Below are 20192 nucleotides of genomic sequence, written 5' to 3' on the forward strand. Positions count from 1 at the left end.
CACCTCAAGTTCATGCTCAGCGTCTTCGCCCTGCACGTCGGCGACGACTACGGCCGCAGTCGGTAAAGCATGCGCGGGAAGGGAATCGCCTCCCGAACGTGCTCCAGACCGCAGAGCCACGCCACGCACCGTTCTATGCCCATACCGAAACCAGCGTGCGGAACCGAACCATACCGACGCAGGTCGAGATACCACTCGAAGGCCTCGCGTGGCAGACGGTGTTCGGCGATGCGCTGGGCAAGCTTGTCGTACGATTGCATCCGCTGCCCGCCGCCAATGATTTCGCCGTAGCCTTCCGGCGCAAGCACGTCCATGCAGAGCGCCACCTCTGGGCGCTCCGGGTCCTCCTCCATGTAAAACGCCTTCACCTGCGCCGGGTAGCGATGAATGATCACCGGACGGTCAAACTGTTGCGCCAAATAGGTTTCATCCGGCGCGCCGAAATCGCTGCCCCACACAAAATCGTGTTCGAGTTTGCCAGCAAGATAGGCTTCGTGCAGCAGCTTGACAGCCTCATCGTAGGTCAAACGCGGAAACGGCGGCGCAACCATCTCCAGCTTGCTTGTGTCGCGCTCCAGCAGCTTCAGCTCCTCCTTCCGGCGCTCCAAAACGCGCGCCACGATGAAGCTCAAGAAACGCTCCGCCAGCGTCATCATATCCTCTAGCGTGGCGTAGGCGACCTCCGGCTCGACCATCCAAAACTCCGTCAAATGGCGGCGCGTCTTGGACTTCTCAGCGCGAAAGGTCGGGCCGAAACAATACACCTTTCCAAACGCCGCCGCCGTCGCTTCATTGTACAGTTGTCCCGACTGCGTAAGATACGCCTTGCCTTCGTCAAAGTAGTTCAACTCAAACAGCGTCGTTGTTCCCTCGCAGGCAGTGGGCGTTAGAATCGGCGTGTCGGCTAGAATGAAGCCGTCATTGTCGAGGAAGTCCCGAACGGCGCGAACGACCTCGTGCCGAACCCGCAGGATTGCATGCTGCCGCTTTGAGCGCAGCCATAGATGGCGGTGATCCATCAAAAACTCAATGCCATGTTCTTTGGGCGTGATTGGATAATCGTGGGTGAGTTGAACAACTTCAATGTCACGCACGTCCAACTCATAGACGCCAGGACGCTTAGGGTGCTCGCGCGGCGTCCCCGTAACAACAATCGAGGATTCCTGTGTCAGCGCGTCCGCACGCGCCCAAACGTCCTCAGAGACGGCGTTTTTAGCGACAATGCCCTGCACGATGCCGGAGCCGTCCCGAATCTCCAGAAACAAGAGTTTGCCGCTCGACCGGGCGTTGTAGAGCCATCCCTTGAGCGTTACTTCCCGCCCAAGGTGAGCGGTCAAATCAGCAATCCGAACGTGGTTCATGTTGTCTTCAAAAGCGCAGCGGAGCGGAGTTGTGATAGCGTGTCCCCGTCGCCATACACGCTTGAGTGGGACATAGCATGCCGGACAACACGGAGCAAACCAAGCCCGAAATCACCGAAAGCGACACGTTGGCAACGGCGGCGTACGCTCTGCGCCGGATGCTGGCGACGCTTCGGTTGACGCCTGACCGCGATCCGCACTTGGCGCGGACGGCGGAAAACGTCGCCGAGTTCTGGGCCGAGTTCTTTGCGCCGTTCATTGCGGCGCAGCCGCCGCCGGCGATTGCGACGTTTCCGGCGGGCGAGCTGGCCGGCCAGTTTGTCGCCGTCGGTCAGATGACGTTTCATTCGATGTGCGCTCATCATCTGACGCCGTTTTTCGGTGTGGCCTACGTAGCCTATGTGCCCGATGCGTTGGGCGTCGGCGTCGGCGCGCCGGCCAAGCTACTTGCGCACGCCGCGCGCCGGCCGCAGCTTCAGGAACGTCTCGCGGCTGATGTCGCTACAGCGCTCGAAGCAGCTTGTCGTCCGCGCGGCGTCGCGGTTTGTTTGATAGCGCGGCAAATGTGTATGGAAATGCGCGGTATACGCGCCGACGGTCGCGTGGAAAGCACCGTCTTGCGCGGCTGTTTTCAAGAAGCCGCTTGGCGTGAGCAGTTTTTCAACTACCTCGCCCGTTATGCGACCGACTAGGCCGGACGGGCGCACCTTGATGCTCGAGCAATGGAGTTCATACCGCTATGGTTCGTATGCCTAACCTTGTAGCTGGCGCAATTGCGTTGGCGCTTGCACTAAGCGTCGCCGGATGGACAGCGCCTCGCGCTGTGGCGCAGGAACCCACCACCGGCGTCGCCCCGAAGCCCAAAGCGACGTGGAAGGCGCAGGAGGATTTTCACTCCGTTTTGGCCGGTACGTTTCACCCGATGGAAGACGGCGACTTTCGACCCGTCCGCAAGCGCGCCGGTGAAATGGCGCGCAAAGCGCGGCTGTGGTCGCGCTCAAAGCCGCCGGAAGGTTATGACGCCGCCAAAATTCGCCCGTTGTTGACGCGGCTTGAACGTGAAGCGGCGGAGTTGGCCAGACTTGTCGCGCGGCAGGCTGCTGACGAAGACATCAAACGGGCGCTCAACCAGCTCCACGACACCTACCATGCCATTGCAGGCGAGTGCCGCTAAAACCAAGGTCGTCGTCAACAATGCCCCAAAGCCTTGCAACCCTTACCGCTGAACTGAAGGCGCTTGAAGACCGGCTGCGGTTGGGTGGCGGCGAAGCCAAAATCGAGCGGCTGCACGCGCAAGGCAAGCTGACCGCCCGCGAGCGCATCGCCGGCCTGCTTGACCCCGATTCTCCGTTTCTCGAAATCGGCCTACTCGTCGCCTATGACCGGTACGATGGTCAAGCGCCAGCGGCGGGCGTTGTCACCGGCATTGGCCGTTGCCACGGACGCGAAATTGTCGTCGTGGCGAACGATCCAACGGTCAAAGCCGGCGCGTGGTTTCCCGAAACCATCACGAAGATGCTGCGGGCGCAGGAAATCGCCATGCGCTGCCGAACGCCGATTGTCTATTTGGTGGACTCAGCCGGCGTTAACCTGCCGTATCAGGGCGGCGTGTTTCCGGGGCAGTACGGCGCGGCGCGGCTGTTTTACTACAACTCGCTCATGCGGCGGCACTTGCGCATACCACAACTGGCGGCCGTGATGGGACAGTGCATTGCGGGCGGCGCTTACCTGCCCGCGCTGTCGGATGTCATCGTCATGGTCGAGGGAACGAGTTTTATGGGACTAGGCGGCGTCAACCTTGTGCGTGGAGCGACCGGTCAAACATCCGATCCAGAGGCGTTGGGCGGCGCGCGGATGCACACCGAGCTTTCAGGCGTCGCCCACTACCGTGAGCCGGACGACCGGGCTTGCTTGGCGCGTTTGCGGCGGTTGGTTGCAGCGTTGCCGCCACCCCCGCCGCGCGCCGTCGCCATCGGGACGGCGCGGCCGCCGCGCCGCGACCCATGCGACGCCTACCAAATCCTTCCATCCGACCATCGGCTTCCCTACGACACTGAAGCTTTTCTCGACACACTGCTGGATGCCGACTCATTTGATGAGTTTCAAGCCGACTATGCCCGTGAGATGATTTGCGCGCACGCGCGCATCGAAGGTATTCCCGTCGGTCTGATTGCCAATCGGCGCGGCCTCATCAAGTCAGCCGGCGACAAACCGCCGCGCTTCGGCGGCATCGTTTATCGGGAAAGCGCCGAGAAGGTCGCCTACTTCATTGAAACCTGCAACCGTCATCGGCTGCCTTTGCTCTTCGTCCAGGACGTGTCGGGCTTTATGGTCGGCGTTGAAGCCGAGCAGTCGGGCATCATCCGCGCCGGCGCGCATTTCGTCGAGGCGATGGCAACGGCGACCGTGCCGAAGCTTGTGCTGACGGTCAACCATGCGTCGGGCGCGGGTTACTACGCCATGGCCGGGCAGGGCTTTGACCCGAACTTTATCTTTTCATTGCCGACCGGGCGCATGGGCGTCATGGAAGGCGAATCGGCTGTAATGGCGCTGTTTTCAGCCCAGTTGGAAAAGCTCAGGGCCGAAGGCAAGTCGCCCGATGCCGCGCTCCAAGCCGAAATAGACAAAGTACGGGCGACGTACGAGGCACAGCTTGACGCCAAATTCGCCGCTGCGCGGGGCTTTTGCGACGCCGTGGTTGCACCCGAAGAGGTTCGTCCGACGCTTAAGTTGGCGCTAGAAACCTGCCTCAACCAGCCAGGGCCACACTTGGGGCCGTTCGTGCTAACCGGCGGGTTGAGTTGAAGGCGGGGTACCGCCTCCGCCTTCGTGGAAGGCCTCATGCGCGCCGGAGAAAGCGTCACCGACCGCCTGCTCTATGTCCGTCGGCTTCAGCGGCGGCGGCTCTGCTTCCCAAGTCTCACACATCAACGCCGGGTGTTCGCCGGACTGGAGCGCCCCAACAACGACATTGCCCTCCGTCACTGGCGGCTCAGCAGCCGTTCCCACTGGGCCGCCGGAAACTGGAGGTTGGGTAGCTTGTTCAGTCGGCGGCGACTCTGCCTCGCTTCGTCCGTTTTCCAGTCCCGGCTCAGGCGTCGCCCGCTCCGGTACCGACCATTCGCCCGTGGCACGGGCCGGATCGGTTGGCTGTGACTCCCGTTTGCTTGGCGACTTGCTGATTTCGGCAATGATGCTGTCCAACTCGTGGAAGCGGTCAGCTACGTCAATCAAACGCGGTGAGGTGTTGGCGCGGAAACCGGCAACCTCCACCCGTACGCCTTTGTAGGCAATGACATTCAGCGCATAGGTGAAGTCCTCATCACCGCTGACCAAAATCGCCGTGTCGTATTTGTCAGCCAATGACAGCATATCCACGGCGATTTCGACATCAAGGTTGGCTTTCTTCGTGCCGTCTGGGAACGTTTTCAGTTCCTTCTGCACGACACGGTAGCCGTTGCGCCGCATCCAGAGCAGAAAGCCCTGCTGGCGCTCGGCTTGTTGGTCAACGCCAGTGTAGAAGAAAGCGCGCAGCAGGGGATCATCGCCCCGCAGGTGAGCCAGTAGCTTGGCGTAGTCTATCTCGACGCCAGCGGAACGCGCAGCGTGGAACAAATTGTTGCCGTCAATAAAGATGGCGACGCGGCCCCGATTTGACGGCGTATGGACGAAGTGTGACCCGGAGGAACTGCCCCGGGGATCGCTGGAACTCATGAGAATAGTTTTCTCTGAACCGAAGCGTTTGAGAAATGTAAAAAGCCGGCTAGTTTCAAACCATTCTCATTGTAGTTTTGGTTGGGAGGCAAGTCAAAAGCGCGCCGAACAAAGTTCACGACGGGCCTTGCCGGTAAGGAAGCGCCCGCCGTTGCACCGCTGCTGGTGGAGCGTTCAGGTGAACTTCTCCACGCGCAGAATACTAACAGTCTGGATGTATACCACCACCGCGAAGTGGGGCATGTAGCGTTCAGCGACATGGGTGACAATGCTCTCGGCGACCGACTCTGGGACAATCGTCTCAATGCGGACGTTTTCACCCTCCCATTCGCTTTTGCGCGGGCCGTGCCACCCCTCGCCGCGTACGCGGCTGGCTGTATAACCACGCGCGCCAAGCGCCATGATTTCTTTCGTTAGGCGCGGCTCAAGCTCGTCCTCGGCGATAATCACCACAAGCTTCATCTCAGATGTTTTCATAGCCGTGCTCCTCCGGCCGCGCACTGGCGGCGCTATGACAACCCGTACATTTTGACCGCGATGAGGTGATAGAGCGGAAGCCCAACGATGATGTTGAACGGAAACGTCACCGCCAGCGACGCCGTCAGGTAGTAGGTTGGGCTAGCTTTCGGCAACGCTACCCGACAGGCGGCCGGCGCTGCGATGTATGACGCGCTTGCCGCTAAGACCCCCAGAATCGTCGCGCCAGCCATCGTCAGGCCAACTGCCTTTCCAACCGCAATGCCCATCACGGCGCAGGCAATCGGCGTCAGAATCCCAAAGCCGATGAGAAACGGGCCGACCTTCTTCAAGTCTTCCAACCGCCGCCCTGTCACCAAGCCGGCTTCAAGTAGAAACAGCGTCAGGACGCCGCGAAACGGCGCATCAAACCAAGGCGACACCTGCTCCCAGCCCCGCTTGCCGGAGATGTAGCCGATGAGCAGAAACCCAATCAGCAACAAAGTGCTTTTGCCCGCCAACAATTCACGCAGAATCTCGCCAGCGCTGCCGCCCTCGTCACTACCGAAGGCTTCTTCTTTCCCCTGAAGACGAGCGATAATAATCGCCACTAAAATGGCTGGCACTTCCATAATCGTGAGGAGTGAGGGCATGAAGCCTTCATAGTTGAGGCCCTGCGCCTTATAAACCTCAAGGGCGGCTGGGGCGTCGGCGGCTGTGCCAGCGGCGATCCTACCCGCCTCAATCGCCGCTCGGAGTGCCTCTTCCTTGAGCGTATCGTGGAAGGCAACAGCTTCGCCGAATGTCACCGCTGACACCGAACCGTAGTGGGCGGCGATGGCGGCTGCGTTCCAGACATTGAACTTTCCAAGGTGGCGCAGGATGTAATAGCTCACAATCGGAATCACAATCCCCAGCGCCACAGCCGCTAGACCAGGTCGCCAGAAGTCTCCCAAGTTGCTGATAGAAAGCTTGTAGCCGCCTTTCAGACCGATGGCCACCAGTAAGTAGATCGTCAGCGCCGTGTACAGTTCTTCAGGAAATTTCAGGTCGCTTTTGACGCGGGTGGCGATGACGCCTAGGATGAAGGCGAGCACCATCGGCGACAACAAGCTTACGAACATAGCTTGTGTGGCATTCATAACAACCCTCTCATGTGGTCAGAGTTTGGCGGGGGGTCGGCGCAGTTGCGCCGACCAAATCAAGAGCTATTCAACCAGCGAGACGACGCCGGTTTCGATGTCATACACGCCGCCGACAATCTTCAGCTTGCCTTCACGGACACGCTTGGCCAGCACCGGCTCTAAGGTCTTGAGCTTTTCAACTTGCATGCGGACGTTTTCCCGGATCGCATTCTGCACCTCGTCGCCGGGCTGTCCTTTGGCTCGTTGCGCGGCCGGCTTGATGTCGTTGATGAGCGTGACAATGTGACCGGGAACTTCCGGCACTTGTACGGCAGCCTGCACGGCACCGCACTTAGTATGTCCAAGCACGAAGATTAGTTTGGCGCCGAGGACCTCTTCGGCAAACTCGATGCTGCCCCACGAGGCATAAGTTGAGACCTGTCCCGCCGTGCGCACAATGAAAAGGTCGCCTAGCCCCTGGTCGAAGATGATTTCATTTGGGACGCGCGAATCGGAGCAACCGACGATAATGGCGAAGGGTTTCTGCCCCTTGGCGGTCTCACGGATACGGTTGATGTCCTGACGCGGGTGAATGGTTTCACCGGAGGCAAAGCGACGATTGCCCTCCATCAGAACCTTGAGCGCCAACTCTGGGTCGGCCTGAAGCTCTTCATTGGTTGGGAATCGCTTTTCATCCTTGACGGATGCCGACGGCTTTTCGGTCGGCCGAGCCGGTTTGGTGGACTGAGCAACGGCAGTCGGGTGAACAAACGAAAGCGCCATGACCGGCGCAAAAAGGGCGCTCGCAAAAAGCCGCCCAGGGTGGCGTTTTAGGGATAACATCGGTAGCATTCCTCCAGCGTGCGAAAGTGGTCGCCAAAGCGGCTGGTTAGTTGCGGCCGCCTGGCGTGGCATTAAGCGATGAGGTTGCCGCCACTTTCGCACTGTTTTTTATCGGCGTCGGTTGCTTGAGGTACGGCAAGTTTTTTGCTAGCCTCGCCATCGTTGTCCGTCGTAGTTCGGGTTCAACTGTTCGCTGGCTACGGCTGGAAAGCATAGGTCTCCCTCGGATTTGTCATTGTTTGCGGCCGCCCATCAAAGTTTTCCCGCGAGGCCGGAGCTGGCGTTTCACCGCATCGCCGCGATAGATATTGGTTCCAACTCCATCCACTTGATTATCGCCGAAGCGCGTCCCGGCGAGCGGCTGCGCCTAATCGAACGTGAAAAAGACACGGTGCGCTTAGCGGCGGGCCTGACGGAGACGCACCACCTCACAGAAGAAAAAATCAAGGCGGCGGTCGCCACCCTGCGCCGGTTCACTGACTTGGCGCACTCGCACGGCGTCACGGCGGTGCTGGCGGTAGCGACAAGCGCCATTCGTGAAGCGTGGAATCGGGAGGTCTTTCTTCAGCGCGTCGAGCAAGAAATCGGCCTCAAGGTTGAGGTGCTGCCCGGCGTCGAAGAAGCGCGGCTCATTGCCCTCGCGGTAGCGGAAGTGACGGATTTTGAGGGCAAGCCAACGCTCATCGTGGATGTCGGCGGTGGAAGTACCGAATTCATTCTGACCACTGGACAAGCGCCGCATTACCTTGCTTCGGTCAAGCTCGGCGCGGTTCGTTTGCAGGAACAATTCTTGAGCCGCCAAGATCCACCGACGCGGGCCGACATTGCCGCCCTCACCACCTACATTCAGAGTGGCTTAGCCCGTACGGTGCGTGAAATCCGGGAAGCCGGCGGCTTTCAGCGCGTGATTGGCACCTCTGGCACGATTCTGGCGCTGGCGGCGGCCCAGCCGAATGTTTCCCCGCCGGCGGGGAAAGACGCTGCCGGCAGGAAAGCCAATCCATTTGGGGCTTTCACCACAGAACTTACCTACCCTGCGCTTCAACTACTCAACCGTCGTCTTCAGCGATTATCCCACAAGGAACGCCGCAAGCTGCCGGGCATTGACGGCCGTCGCGCCGACATCATTATCGCCGGCGGCGTCCTGCTCGAAACCATTTTCCAAGAGCTTGCCATTTCCAAACTGACCACCTGCGAATGGTCCTTGCGTGAAGGCGTCGTTCTCAACTATTTGCGTGAGCAGGGCTGGACGCCGACGCATACGCTGCTGACCGCCGAAGACATCCGTGAGCGAAGCATTCTTTCCGTCGCTCACCGTTACGCCTATGAGGCGGCTCATGCCCATCACACGGCGAAGCTCGCCGAGCGCATCTTTGATCAAACCACCAAGCTGCACAGGCTTGGCGCACAGGAACGCGCGTGGTTGCGCTATGCCGCCATTCTTCACGACATCGGTTACCACATTGCGCACACCAGCCACCACAAGCACGCGATGTATCTTATCCGTCACGCCGAGCTGCCTGGCTTTCATGCGCATGAGATTGCCATCATCGCCAACCTAGCCCGCTACCACCGCGGATCACTTCCAAAAAGGAAACACGAGGATTTTACCCGCCTTTCGCCAGCGCACCAGGAGATCATCACCAAGCTGATTCCGATTCTCAGACTTGCCGACGCGCTAGACCGCCGCCACGCCGGGAAAGTTCAGGATGTTGTTGTTGACCCACAGGAAGCCGACCTCATGGTGTACCCAATCCCCGCCGCACAAGCTGACATAGACTTGGAGGTTTGGTGCGCACAGCAGGTTTTACCAATCTGGGCGAGTACGTTTCCAGGCATTCACCCCCACCTCGTCGTTGAGCCAGCGGCCCGGGCGGCTCAGCAGGCTTGAGCTATGCGCCCAGCTTTTTACTAGGACGAATAAGACCTTATGTAATTGACATGGTTCCTAGTAGTAGTAGTAGGGCCTGTGGAAATGTGGAAAAAAATTACAAGTATTTGATTTCATTGATGTTATTCCCTAATTCACCTGTGGAAAACCTTGTGGAAAAAAAGCCCCTTCCTGTGGAACCTGTGGAAAAAAGCGTCGGCCTCGACCAAATTTCCACAGGTTCCACAGGTCATCCACAGGGAGTTTTCCACAGGTCTGTGGAAAACTCCCGTAAGTCTATTTCAATGAACTAATTAGATTGTTGATAAGCCTGTGGAAATCATTCTGCGTCTGGTAGAGGCGGGCGATCTTCTCGCAGCTGTGCAGCACAGTCGTGTGGTGCTTGTTGCCGAAGTGGCGTCCGATTTCGGGCAGGCTGTGGTTGGTCAGTTGCTTGCAAAGGTACATCGCCACCTGACGCGGGACGGCAATGTTGCGTGAGTTGTTCTTTGACTTGAGGTCGGCGACCCGCAGGCCGTAGTGATCGCTGACCACGCGCTGAATCATTTCAATGGTAATGGGACGCTCTTCTTCTTCGATGTTGAGCACTTCCTTACACAACTCGATGTCAATCGGGCGCTGCTTAAGCGAAGCGTAGGCGACCAGCCGGATGAGCGACCCTTCCAGCTCACGAATGTTTGACTTAATTTTCCCGGCGATGAAGAGGGCGACATTGTCGCTGAGGTCAATTTTCTCAAGGTCCGCCTTGCGTTTGAGGATGGCGACCTTGGTTTCAAGGTCGGGCGGCTGGAGATCAGCGATGAGTCCCCATTCAAAGCGCGAGTGCAGGCGTTCTTCAAGCGTAGGAATTTCACGCGGCGGGCAGTCGCTTGAGATAACAATCTGTTTCTGAGCGTCGTAGAGAGCGTTGAACGTGTGAAAGAACTCCTCCTGCGTACGTTCCTTGCCGGCGATGAACTGGATGTCATCAATCAACAGGACATCAATGCTGCGGTACTTCTCGCGGAACGCCTGAGCCTTGTCATAGCGAATAGCGTTGATGAGTTCATTCATGAACTTTTCCGACGAAATGTACACCAGCCGCATGTGCCGGTCACGGTTGCGAATAGCGTGACCGATGGCGTGCATCAGGTGGGTTTTACCAAGGCCGACGCCGCCGTAGATGAAGAGTGGGTTGTAGGTTTTGGATGGGGTGTCGGCGACGGCCATTGCCGCCGCCCGCGCAAACTGGTTGCACGAGCCTACCACGAAGGTGTCAAACGTGTATTTCGGGTTGAGCGGCAGTTCGAGCGGCTCTAGGTCAACGATGCGCGCGCCAGTCAGTCCGTCCGAGAGCGCATTGTCGAGCGTTCCAAAGGCGAGGTGGTCGTGTGGCGGCGTCGGCGCGTCGTCCTCCTCAAGCAGTCTTTCGCCTAAGCGGGTGTCGTTCGGTTCGTCGTAAACAAACGCCAACCGCGCGCCGCCGCATCCGACCGCTTTGAGAGCTTCCTCCACAACGTCTTGGTAGGTTTCCGTAATCCAGTCTTCGTAGCTCCGGTTGGGAACACAGAGATAAATGGTGTCGCCTTGGCAAGCATGCAGCCTTGCCGGTTTGAACCACGTGCTGAAGCTTTCGTGGTTCATGCGTTTTTCAATTTCCCCAAGGAACGATGTCCACTTATCTTCGTCCATCATGGTCTAAACCCTTGCCGGTGAACACGAAACGCAGCCAGTGAGCATCGGCCAAAGAGAGAGATTTCCACAGGTTTTCCACAGATTGGACAATCACCTGTGGAAATCTTAGGTGTAAATCCTAAAGTCTTTGATTAGAGTTACTTAGACATGGTGGTTCGGTTTTGTTTAGGCGTTCAACCTAGCATAGGGAAGGCGCAGCGACAAGAAAAATCCACAGGCGGCATGCCGCACTTGGAAAGTACTAAGGGGATATTCCGGGAGGTGTGTGTGAAATGACAGGAATCCGAAGCTTGGCGGCGAGTCTTATCGCCATCAGCCTTCTACAAACGCTGTTGGGAAGCACCATGGCGCAGGAACGACCTTCTCCAAGGACGCCCAAAACAGAGAAGCCGTCTGCGCCGGACGAGGTGTTTACCATTGACACCAACCTTGTGGTGCTTGATGTAGCCGTCTTTGATCAAGATAACCGCTTTGTCGGCGACCTGGGCAAAGAACACTTTCGGGTCTACGACGAACAGGTTTTGCAAGAGATTGAGTACTTCAGCCGCGAGGAAGCTCCGGTCAGTTTAGGGTTCGTCCTCGACACGAGCGGCTCGATGCGGCCGCGCCGAACCAAAGTCATCGAAGCTGTGAAGTTTCTGGTGCGTGCGGCAAAACCAGGGGATGAGTTCTTCCTCGTAGATTTCAAAAACAAGGCTGAGTTAGCGGAGGAGTTCACACCGCGTCCAGCCGACATAGAGGACGCAGTGGACAACATCGTGTGGGGCGGCGGCACAGCGTTGCTCGACGCCATTCAACTTTCCGCCGAGTACGCCGATAAGGAAGGCAAAAACCGCCGAAAGGCAATCGTCGTCATTTCGGACGGCGATGACCGCGACAGCTATTATGACCGCCGCCAGCTGCTCAAGCTGCTGCAGGAGTACCAAGTGCAAGTTTACATCATCGGTTTCCCGGACGAGGACGACGACGGCGGGTTATTTGGACGTTCAACACGGAAGCGTTCCATCGAGCTGATTAATGACATCGCCAAGGAAACCGGCGGTCGCGCGTTCTTTCCGAAGTCACCCGACGAGCTGCCGGAGATTGTGCGTGCCATTAACGCCGACCTGCGAACGCAGTACTCGATTGGGTTTGTCCCAAACCAAGATCGGCGGGACGGTGGATTCCGGCGCATTACGGTTCGTGTTGAGGATGGCAAGCGCAAGCTTGTGGCGCGAACGCGCTCTGGCTACGTACCTCGCAAGGGGGATTGAGCTGGCGTCTGTGGATAAACCGCCACCACCCCTGTGGAAAACTTGTGGAAAACTTTAGGCAAATCAGGGCGGCGACGCCCTTTTGGTTTCAGGAAATCTTGATCGAAAGACCTAAGTTACTGATTATAGGGTATTTGTCAGGCCGCTTCCTATAGCCGCCCAATGAAGAAAAAGCCGCCGCCCCTGTGGAAAAGTTGTGGAAAAATGACTAAGTAGGTTTGGTTTCGGGATTTGCCAGTGATGTGAGCGGTCCGCCAGAAACCGGTGAAGGGCGTGCGCCGAAGACAAAACCATAGGTCATGTCCGTGAGGCAGGTGATGTACGGCTTCCACGCCGGCTCCGGCAACTCGTCCTCCAGGACACACTTACGGGCGACTGCTTCGACAGCATACACAATGGTGGTCGCCGTCACCCAGGGGTCGGTAAGCTGAGTGAGCTTGAGAGTGACGGCTTTGCGAAGCAATTTGGCTAAATTTTGCACCGAGTCGTCCATCAAACGTCGGCAGAGCAACCCAACCGCTTCATCCTTGGACGCCATGTCATAGATGAGGCGCGTCAATCCGGGCGCTTCCGCCTTGTTGGCAAAAGTACGGTAAATGCACCGCTCGATGCAGCCGCGTAAGTCATCGCCGGTCAGGTCGTCTTCTGTAAAATTGCTGAACACGGCGTCCAATCGCTCCGCCAGCCGTTGTTCAAACAGCAGTAACAACACCTGCCGTTTGTCCGAGAAGTATGCATAGAACGACCCAATGCTGACCCCGGCCGCCGCTGCAATGTCGTTAGAGGTCGTTTTCTCAAAGCCACGCTCTTCAAAGAGCTGCGCCGCCGCCTGAATGAGCTTTTCGCGAGTGCGGCGGCTGCGTTCCTGCTTCGGTAAAGCCGTTGCAAGCTCTGAGCTGAAAGCCAGAGGAAGTTTTGTCGTCATGGGTTTAGCTTTGGGTGGAGGACCTGCTTTGCCGGTTACAGAGGCGCTATCCTAAAACGACCGTCAACGACATCCAAGACATTTTTTGCATGATGTTTTCTCAAGCCTGCCCCGACGGCGCTTCGGAAAATCAGGTTGTAGAATATGAACCTGAGTTTATATTCTGTTTTTAGGTAAAGACGAACTAAGGTCCGAAATCGTTTTTACACGGAACGCCAGCACACTTTGACCACATCCGCGGCTACCGAGGCTCGCGGCTGTTGCGGAGGAAGGAGGGTACAGCAATGCGGCAAGTGATGTCGGCCGTTGTGGCCGTGACCTTGATGTTTGCGCCAGCCTGGGCGGCTAAACGAAAACGCGACTTGGTCATTCCCCGCGACTGTACAGTGCAGGGGCAGGAAATCAGAACCGGCAACTACACGATCGAGTATGACGATGCTCAACCGGGCGAGTTGGTGATTCGAAATGGGAGTCGGGAGGTGGCTCGAGCAAGCTACACCCTCATTGAACTGCCCAAGCCGGCGACGGCGGATACCGTGGTGTTCACCAGCAGGGACGGCGTCCGAAAAATCGCCCGAATCGAGATGAAGGGTTCAAAAACAGCACTCAAGATCGAGTCATAGTTTCATCGGCCGTCTCCTGAAAACGAAGTGGTGGCGTATGAGGTCCCACTGCCCACCGTCTCTACACCTGTTGGCCATCTGAATGGTTTTGCCTAGCAGCCCGTGGAAACAAAAAGGCCCGCCGACCCAAGGCGGGCCGACGGGCTGAGGGCAAGCGACCATTGCGCTTGTGTCAGAAGATGATCTTGAACGCCGCCTGAATGTTGCGCGGCCCGTTGAACGTACTCGTCACACGCCCAAAGTTCGGCGAGTTCACGTTCTGGTCGCTAATGTTGAAGATGGGGTTGTTGAGCGCGTTGAAGAACTCAAACCGTAACTCCGTCTTGACCCGCTCGGTAATCGCTGTGCGCTTGACGATGTTGAAGTCGAGATTGAAGCGCGTCGGCCCCGTTAGGATAAACCGCTGCAGCGAACCGACTTCGCCGGGGCCAGGGTTGAAGAACACCTGCCCGTTGAACGGCGCTTGACCGTCCGGGGCAACAGCGCGTCCATCCACATTGATGACGCGCGGGTTGATGAAGAAAATCCCCTGCGGCGTACGGAAAATCCCCACTAGGTCCTGCAGCTGCCGGCGGGTCAGCGTCGTGTTAACCGTGTTGAGGTCACCGCGCGTCCCGGCTGTCACGCGGTTGAGCGTGCCGCGCCGCGAGTAAATGCCGAACGGCGGACCGCTGGCGACTTCAAAAAACGCCCCAATCTGAAAACCGCCCACCAGCCGCCGGAGGAAACCGTTGCCGGGATCAAGCGTCTTGCCCTGCCCGAAGGGCAACTCGTAAATGCCGTTGATCTTGAACGCATGCGTCATGTCAAACGGCGCACGGGCGTTTTCCAGCGTCGGCTGAGCGTTGTCCAGCAGCGCCTCAAAGCGCGTCTGCCCTGTACCGTTGGTGTTGGTCAGCACCTTGCTGAACGTGTAGTTCGCCTGCACGAGGAAGTCGCCGGCGATGGAACGGTCAAACCGCCGCCGGAATTCTACCTGCAGCGCGTTGTAGCGCGAAAAGCCGCTGTTGTTGAGGATGTTGCCCGCCAACGTATTCGGGTTGCGCTGGAAGACGACCGTGCCAGTCAGCCGGTTGGTAATATACAGAGAAGCCAGTGAACCGGCTTCACCGGTCTGAATCAGGTTGCGAACCGTGGGGTTGGTCAGCAAACCGCCGCCAGCCAGCAAGGGGAACACCGTCAGCGGCTGGCTGCCGGGAATGCTGGGGTTGAACGCTGGATCAAACACGCCCCGCGCCGCCAGCGCCAAAAAGCCGTTCTGCCGCGCACGAGCGACATCGGCTGCAAACCCGTTGTTGCGGACATCAAGCTGGTTGAGGTCAACCGCCCGGACAAGGTTCGTACTCTCATTCCCGACATAACGGACGGTGACGACCATGTTCCGCGTGATCTCGCGCTCAATGGCGATGTTCCACTGGTGATAAAACGGCGTTTGCAAGTTTTGCGTCGGCAAACCGAACGCCGTGTTGGTCGTAATCGCCCACTGCTGGGCATAGGTATATGGCACGCGGAACGCTGGCGGCGTCAGTAACGTGTTGATCAGACCGGCGGCATTGGCGATGCGCGGCCCAGCAGCTTGAATCTGCGCTAGCGTTGGGTTGAGTGTGGTGCTCAAACCCGGATTGGTCAGCAGATTGTTGTCGGCGGCGCGGATGGCTTCGTCGTTGACAAACGCCATCGCGTAGCCACCGCGCAGAACGGTCTGCCGCCCCAGCCACGGGATGTCCCACGCAAAGCTGACGTTCGGCGCAAAGTTGTTCCGGTCAGGTCGCCAGAAGAACTTCGACACAAAGCTGACCGTCCCGTTCGGGTCGAGTAACAGTTGTTCCGAGGTGGTGTCCCCAACCGGCCGCAGCATGAAGTTGTTCGCTTCGCGAAGAGGTGTTTGGTACTCATACCGCAGCGCCAAGTTCAAGGTCAGCCGCGGATGAACGCGCCATTGATCAGCAAGGTAGCCGGCGAACTGGTTGAGTCTGAGGTCACGCGCCTGTCCAGCGCCACGTACGAACCCTGAGGTCGGCGAGGTGGCGTTGAACGTCACGCCCAACCCCGACACGGCCCCGGCATAGAGCGCCAGAAAAGTGTTCGCCGTTTGAAGTTGCGTGACGTTGATGCCGCCGGGGAATTCGGCCGCCGTCAGCGCCGTTGGATTGCCGCCGACGCCCAGCGACTGCTGCCCGATCGTGATGGTCGGCACGACGCCGGCGAAGTTCACCGGACGCACCCGAAGCAGGTCAATCTGCCCGCCGAAGCGGAGGCTGTGCTTGCCGAACTGAATGGCCGCGTTGTCAATGATGGATACAATCTGCGTGTCGCGCCCTTGCGGGAGGAAGGTGACATCCGGGTTGGTGAACGGCAGCCCGCCAATGAAGAAGTCACGCTGGGCGGCGCGATCCACGCCGAAAAACGGCTCGGTGAAGTTCGCGCCGGCGCGCAACTCGTTGCTGATGCGCGGCGTGATCTGCCACACCCACGCCGCGACGCCAAAGTTGGTGCGGGCCGTCTGTACGACCTGTAGTGTCCGATTGAATGTTTGGTCAATGTCGGAACGTGCAATGGCTTCGTCCGACCAGCGGTAGATGAACTCCAAGTGATGCCGCTCATTGGGGTTGTAGTCCACCCGCGCTGCGAAGGAGTCACGGTCAAAGGGCACCGAGCGGACAAACTGAAAGCCCGTCGTGTTGAGACCGTCGCCGACCGTGGTCAAGTTGGACTGATTCGGAACGCGGTTGATGAGAGCGGCGATGGTTGGGTCAATCGAGATGCGGCGCAAAGCCAACAGGTCAATCGTACGCCGCTGGTTGGCGTTGTCGAGGTAGGTGAACACCCCGCGCCGCGCGTCGGGCGTCAGCACCGTCGTCGTCAAGCCCGATTGCTGACGCTGACGGATCATCTCAAGCGCCGAGAAGAAGTACAGGTTCTTGATCTTCGGCCCGCCGGGGATGCCGACCGGCCCGCCAAGCTGGTAGCCGAACTGGTTGCGGATGAAGGGCGGGCGAGGAATGCCAGCGGCATTGTTGAAGAAGCTGTTGGCGTTGAGGACTTTGTTGCGGTGAAACCAGAACAGTTCCCCATGGTACTCACTCGTCCCAGCCGGAGTCACAAAACGCACGGCTGACGAACCGCCCACGTCAGGTGCCGGATTGGAGGTGACAATCGTCACTTCACCGACCCCAGCAACCGTCGGGTTGTTGGGCGAGAAGTCAATTGCATTGGCGCGAATGAAGTTGTCCTGAATGTTCAGGCCGTCCTGCGTGACGACGGTCGTTGAGGCGCGCTGCCCGTTGATGGTCGTGTTGGTGTTGGCCAAGTTGCCGCTGACACCGGCCTGTAGTTGCACCAACGCCAGTGGGCTGCGCGTCAATAGAGGGAGTTCCTGCGTTTGCTTTGCCGTCACCGAACTACGGACTTCGGCGTTGGTGGATTGAATCAGCGCGTCGCCGCCCGAAATAGTAACGACATCCGACGCGCCGCCGACTTGGAGCGTGACGACGACGCCGTATTCCTGTCCGACGCCAAGGGCCATGCTTTCCAAGACGGACTTCGTGAAGCCGCTGGCTTCCACGGAAATACGGTATCGGCCGACGGGAAGCAAGGGCGTTGTGTAGACGCCTTCACCGCCGGTCGTACCGGTAACAGATTGCGCAGTGCCTTCATTTTCCACCGTCACAGTCGCGCCGCTGATAACGGCGCCGGTCGGGTCTTTGACCGTCACCACGAAGCGACCGTTGGTGGTCTGGGCGAGTGTTGCAGGCGGCGCTGTCAGCAGTCCGCACAGCAGAGCAAGGCTCGCCGCCCAAAGTGTTGAGCATATCCACCGAGGTAGATGCATGGGACCTTCCTTTCTTAGATGCTTGCCTCAAGCAAGTGTGGTGCGTAGTTTGCGCCTTAGTTCGCCAGCAAACTGAGTACCAAACAACCGGCTCAGGGGTATGGCTGGACCGACGCTTTGTGCAGCGTCCTCCAAACGAACAAGTTCTTTCGGCGAGAGAGCGTTCAGGTGGGAATAAACGTTTCGCCAAGGCGTGCAGTGATGGTGGTAGAACGACGTATTTTTCAGATTTTTGGATAAGGCTTTGAGGAAAATGGGCCTGAGGGCGTCCCCTACGCCTAGGCTCGACAACCGCCGGACAAGTACGCCGACCCTAACTTGGTTGAACCGCAGCTGGAGGTTTTGAGGTCTAGTGCGTTGCGGTTCACGGCGCAGAACGCCACTGCACGCCAGACAGTGGGATAACTTGCTATATTGTCTCGGAAAGTACGCCGAGCCTGCTCTTTAGGGCAGCGAAGGGGCTGAGGCCGGAAGTTTTTTCAATAAAAGTATTGAAAAAACCTCGCGCCTTGCACTAGCTTCACGGCGTCGGCGGCATCCAGCGGCCAAAGCAGCGACCGCTGAATGATCACACTTGCCGAAGCGCTGCGACTTCCGGCAACCAAACTTCTTTGTATGAGGTAACACGCGATGGCATCGTTTGAAGACAGGTATCCGGACAACGTACCTGGGATGTTTTATGTGGACACCCAGTGCATTGACTGCGACGTTTGCCGTGATACGGCCCCGAACAACTTCACCCGCAACGACGAAGGCGGCTATTCTTATGTTTACAAGCAGCCGGAGACGGACGAAGAACTGGAGCAATGTCAGGAGGCTATGGACGCCTGCCCGGTGGAAGCCATCGGCAATGACGGCATTGTTGAGTAACCCACACGCCTTCGACTTACACAAGGCCGTCGCTCGAAAGGGCGACGGCCTTATTTTCTCTCCGTCCCCTTCTCTCCGTCTTCGCAGACGGACATTTTGAGGAGAGCTGCATAGTGTCCGCCTTACAGGATTCTGAAGCTGAACGCGCCCGCCTAGAGGCGCTGGATAAGGCTCATCTCTGGCACCCCTTCACACAGATGCAGGGCTGGCTGCGAGATCGGCCGCTGATTATTGAGCGGGCGGAAGGCTGCTATTTGTATGACATCGAAGGACGGCGCTATTTGGACGGTGTTTCAAGTTTGTGGGTAACCACCCACGGTCATCGGACGCCGGAACTGGACGCCGCCCTGCGCCGCCAACTGGACAAAGTCGCCCATACGACGTTGCTTGGGTTGACGCATCGGCCGGCAATTGAGCTGGCAGCCAAACTGGTGGAACTTGCACCGCCCGGCCTGACCAAAGTGTTTTATTCCGACGCCGGTTCGACAGCTGTTGAAGTGGCGCTCAAAATGGCGTTCCAGTACTGGCGACAGCGTCCCGACCCGCGTCCGCGCAAGACGAAGTTCGTTCACCTCCGTGAGTCATACCACGGCGATACGGTAGGAGCGGTCTCGGTCGGCGGGATTTCGCTTTTCCATGCCACTTACCAGCCGCTGTTGTTCGAGACGATGGCGGCTCCAGAGCCGCATTGCTACCGCTGTCCGCTGCAGCTTGAACGTACAACTTGCGGCATCGCCTGCGCCGATGAGTTGGGCCGGCTGCTTGAACAACGTGCGGAGGAGGTTGCCGCAGTCATTATCGAGCCGTTGATGATGGGCGCGGCGGGCATGATTGCTCAACCAGAAGGTTACGTCCGGCGCGTACGTGAGCTTTGCACGCAGTACGACGTACTGCTGATTTGCGATGAAGTCGCCACAGGGTTTGGTCGCACGGGTTGGATGTTCGCCTGCGAGGCAGAAGGCATCGCGCCGGACTTTCTCTGCCTCGCCAAGGGATTGACAGGCGGATATCTACCGCTGGCGGCGACACTGACAACGGACGCCGTTTACGCCGCGTTTCTAGGAGAAGCGGGTGAGTTCAAAACGTTCTTTCACGGTCATACCTACACCGGCAATCCACTGGCGTGCGCCGTGGCGCTAGCGAATCTGGCGCTGTTTGAGCAAAACAACACCTTGGCGCACGTCCGCATGGTCGCCGACCACCTAGCCGCGCGATTGGAAACGCTCTATGACTTACCGTTGGTCGGTGACATCCGGCAGCGCGGCTTGATGGTTGGGATCGAACTTGTCGCCGACCGGGCCAACCGAACACCTTTTCCACCCGACCGGCTGATGGGCTATCGCGTCACGGATCGCTGTCGCGATTACGGCGTCATTTTGCGGCCACTGGGGAATGTAGTGGTTCTGATGCCCCCCTTGAGGATTTCTCCGTCGGAGGTAGACGAACTGGTGGATGTGCTTTACAGGGTTATTGACGAGGTCGGGCGGGAAGTGGCGCTTGAAACATAATGGCGTACGACAACCTGTGCAAGTACTTGGCGGAGACCTATCCGGCGGCGATGGTGCGCTGGTTGGCGAGGCGCTGTCCCGAACTGACCGGAGCGGCGGCGACGCCCGACGCCGTGCA

At 58.5% G+C, this 20192-nt stretch carries 15 protein-coding genes and 1 pseudogene; 8 read left to right on the forward strand and 8 right to left on the reverse strand.

Annotated elements, in window-relative coordinates; translation table 11 throughout:
• Window positions 1–47: 47 nt before the first annotated feature.
• A complete protein-coding gene (asnS, locus tag NZ585_01685) occupies window positions 48–1361 on the reverse strand; it encodes an asparagine--tRNA ligase (protein ID MCS7078749.1) in 1314 nt (437 codons plus the stop codon).
• Window positions 1362–1438: 77 nt separating this feature from the next.
• Between asnS and NZ585_01690 the strand changes: the two genes are divergently transcribed.
• The 3 genes from NZ585_01690 to NZ585_01700 are packed head-to-tail and all read left to right on the forward strand — an operon-like array spanning window position 1439 to window position 4166.
• Complete coding sequence (locus tag NZ585_01690) at window positions 1439–2053, forward strand: GTP cyclohydrolase I (protein MCS7078750.1); 615 nt, start codon at window positions 1439–1441, stop codon at window positions 2051–2053.
• A gap of 47 nt (window positions 2054–2100) precedes the next feature.
• Window positions 2101–2535, forward strand: coding sequence for a hypothetical protein (locus NZ585_01695; GenBank protein ID MCS7078751.1), 435 nt, complete (start codon window positions 2101–2103; stop codon window positions 2533–2535).
• A 20-nt stretch (window positions 2536–2555) separates the two neighbouring features.
• Window positions 2556–4166: an acyl-CoA carboxylase subunit beta gene (locus NZ585_01700; GenBank protein MCS7078752.1), complete on the forward strand. Its 1611-nt coding sequence runs from the start codon at window positions 2556–2558 to the stop codon at window positions 4164–4166.
• Between the two features lie 342 nt (window positions 4167–4508).
• Here NZ585_01700 and NZ585_01705 read toward each other — a convergent pair.
• The 4 genes and pseudogenes from NZ585_01705 to NZ585_01720 all read right to left on the reverse strand — a co-directional run bounded on the left by NZ585_01705 (window position 4509) and on the right by NZ585_01720 (window position 7498).
• A pseudogene (locus NZ585_01705) lies at window positions 4509–5075 on the reverse strand (NYN domain-containing protein).
• 174 nt (window positions 5076–5249) lie between these two features.
• Window positions 5250–5552 (reverse strand): transcriptional regulator, encoded by a 303-nt coding sequence (locus NZ585_01710; GenBank protein ID MCS7078753.1) that lies wholly within the window; start codon window positions 5550–5552, stop codon window positions 5250–5252.
• Between the two features lie 32 nt (window positions 5553–5584).
• Window positions 5585–6673 carry a sodium-dependent bicarbonate transport family permease gene (locus NZ585_01715; GenBank protein ID MCS7078754.1) on the reverse strand — a complete coding sequence of 363 codons (1089 nt, stop codon included), beginning with the start codon at window positions 6671–6673 and terminating at the stop codon, window positions 5585–5587.
• Window positions 6674–6739: 66 nt separating this feature from the next.
• Window positions 6740–7498 (reverse strand): carbonic anhydrase, encoded by a 759-nt coding sequence (locus tag NZ585_01720; GenBank protein ID MCS7078755.1) that lies wholly within the window; start codon window positions 7496–7498, stop codon window positions 6740–6742.
• Between the two features lie 229 nt (window positions 7499–7727).
• Here NZ585_01720 and NZ585_01725 point away from each other — a divergent pair, with 229 nt between their 5' ends.
• Window positions 7728–9389, forward strand: a complete 1662-nt coding sequence (locus NZ585_01725) for a Ppx/GppA family phosphatase (protein ID MCS7078756.1) — start codon at window positions 7728–7730, stop codon at window positions 9387–9389.
• 276 nt (window positions 9390–9665) lie between these two features.
• Here the strand turns inward: NZ585_01725 and dnaA are convergent, their stop codons facing one another.
• Complete coding sequence (gene dnaA / locus NZ585_01730; GenBank protein ID MCS7078757.1) at window positions 9666–11060, reverse strand: chromosomal replication initiator protein DnaA; 1395 nt, start codon at window positions 11058–11060, stop codon at window positions 9666–9668.
• 275 nt (window positions 11061–11335) lie between these two features.
• Here dnaA and NZ585_01735 point away from each other — a divergent pair, with 275 nt between their 5' ends.
• Window positions 11336–12316 carry a VWA domain-containing protein gene (locus NZ585_01735; GenBank protein ID MCS7078758.1) on the forward strand — a complete coding sequence of 327 codons (981 nt, stop codon included), beginning with the start codon at window positions 11336–11338 and terminating at the stop codon, window positions 12314–12316.
• Window positions 12317–12524: 208 nt separating this feature from the next.
• Here NZ585_01735 and NZ585_01740 read toward each other — a convergent pair whose 3' ends face one another.
• Window positions 12525–13241, reverse strand: a complete 717-nt coding sequence (locus tag NZ585_01740) for a TetR/AcrR family transcriptional regulator (protein MCS7078759.1) — start codon at window positions 13239–13241, stop codon at window positions 12525–12527.
• A gap of 284 nt (window positions 13242–13525) precedes the next feature.
• Here NZ585_01740 and NZ585_01745 point away from each other — a divergent pair, with 284 nt between their 5' ends.
• Window positions 13526–13864, forward strand: a complete 339-nt coding sequence (locus NZ585_01745; GenBank protein MCS7078760.1) for a hypothetical protein — start codon at window positions 13526–13528, stop codon at window positions 13862–13864.
• Window positions 13865–14036: 172 nt separating this feature from the next.
• Here NZ585_01745 and NZ585_01750 read toward each other — a convergent pair whose 3' ends face one another.
• Window positions 14037–17696 carry a TonB-dependent receptor gene (locus NZ585_01750; protein ID MCS7078761.1) on the reverse strand — a complete coding sequence of 1220 codons (3660 nt, stop codon included), beginning with the start codon at window positions 17694–17696 and terminating at the stop codon, window positions 14037–14039.
• 630 nt (window positions 17697–18326) lie between these two features.
• Between NZ585_01750 and NZ585_01755 the strand changes: the two genes are divergently transcribed.
• The gene (locus tag NZ585_01755; GenBank protein ID MCS7078762.1) at window positions 18327–18566 is read left to right on the forward strand and encodes a ferredoxin; all 240 of its coding nucleotides are present in this window, start codon (window positions 18327–18329) and stop codon (window positions 18564–18566) included.
• Window positions 18567–18679: 113 nt separating this feature from the next.
• Window positions 18680–20074, forward strand: a complete 1395-nt coding sequence (gene bioA, locus NZ585_01760) for an adenosylmethionine--8-amino-7-oxononanoate transaminase (GenBank protein MCS7078763.1) — start codon at window positions 18680–18682, stop codon at window positions 20072–20074.
• Window positions 20075–20192 lie beyond the last annotated feature (118 nt).

Source organism: Chloracidobacterium sp., assembly GCA_025057975.1.
Lineage (GTDB): Bacteria > Acidobacteriota > Blastocatellia > Chloracidobacteriales > Chloracidobacteriaceae > Chloracidobacterium.

Excerpts from the sequence above, each read along its gene's own strand:
- NZ585_01715 (MCS7078754.1), bottom strand. The coding sequence starts at position 6,673 with ATGAATGCCACACAAGCTATGTTCGTAAGCTTGTTGTCGCCGATGGTG.
- asnS (MCS7078749.1), bottom strand. The coding sequence starts at position 1,361 with ATGAACCACGTTCGGATTGCTGATTTGACCGCTCACCTTGGGCGGGAA.
- NZ585_01740 (MCS7078759.1), bottom strand. The coding sequence starts at position 13,241 with ATGACGACAAAACTTCCTCTGGCTTTCAGCTCAGAGCTTGCAACGGCT.
- NZ585_01735 (MCS7078758.1), top strand. The coding sequence starts at position 11,336 with ATGACAGGAATCCGAAGCTTGGCGGCGAGTCTTATCGCCATCAGCCTT.
- NZ585_01695 (MCS7078751.1), top strand. The coding sequence starts at position 2,101 with ATGGTTCGTATGCCTAACCTTGTAGCTGGCGCAATTGCGTTGGCGCTT.
- NZ585_01750 (MCS7078761.1), bottom strand. The coding sequence starts at position 17,696 with ATGCATCTACCTCGGTGGATATGCTCAACACTTTGGGCGGCGAGCCTT.
- NZ585_01755 (MCS7078762.1), top strand. The coding sequence starts at position 18,327 with ATGGCATCGTTTGAAGACAGGTATCCGGACAACGTACCTGGGATGTTT.
- NZ585_01690 (MCS7078750.1), top strand. The coding sequence starts at position 1,439 with ATGCCGGACAACACGGAGCAAACCAAGCCCGAAATCACCGAAAGCGAC.
- NZ585_01710 (MCS7078753.1), bottom strand. The coding sequence starts at position 5,552 with ATGAAAACATCTGAGATGAAGCTTGTGGTGATTATCGCCGAGGACGAG.
- dnaA (MCS7078757.1), bottom strand. The coding sequence starts at position 11,060 with ATGGACGAAGATAAGTGGACATCGTTCCTTGGGGAAATTGAAAAACGC.
- NZ585_01720 (MCS7078755.1), bottom strand. The coding sequence starts at position 7,498 with ATGTTATCCCTAAAACGCCACCCTGGGCGGCTTTTTGCGAGCGCCCTT.
- NZ585_01745 (MCS7078760.1), top strand. The coding sequence starts at position 13,526 with ATGCGGCAAGTGATGTCGGCCGTTGTGGCCGTGACCTTGATGTTTGCG.
- NZ585_01700 (MCS7078752.1), top strand. The coding sequence starts at position 2,556 with ATGCCCCAAAGCCTTGCAACCCTTACCGCTGAACTGAAGGCGCTTGAA.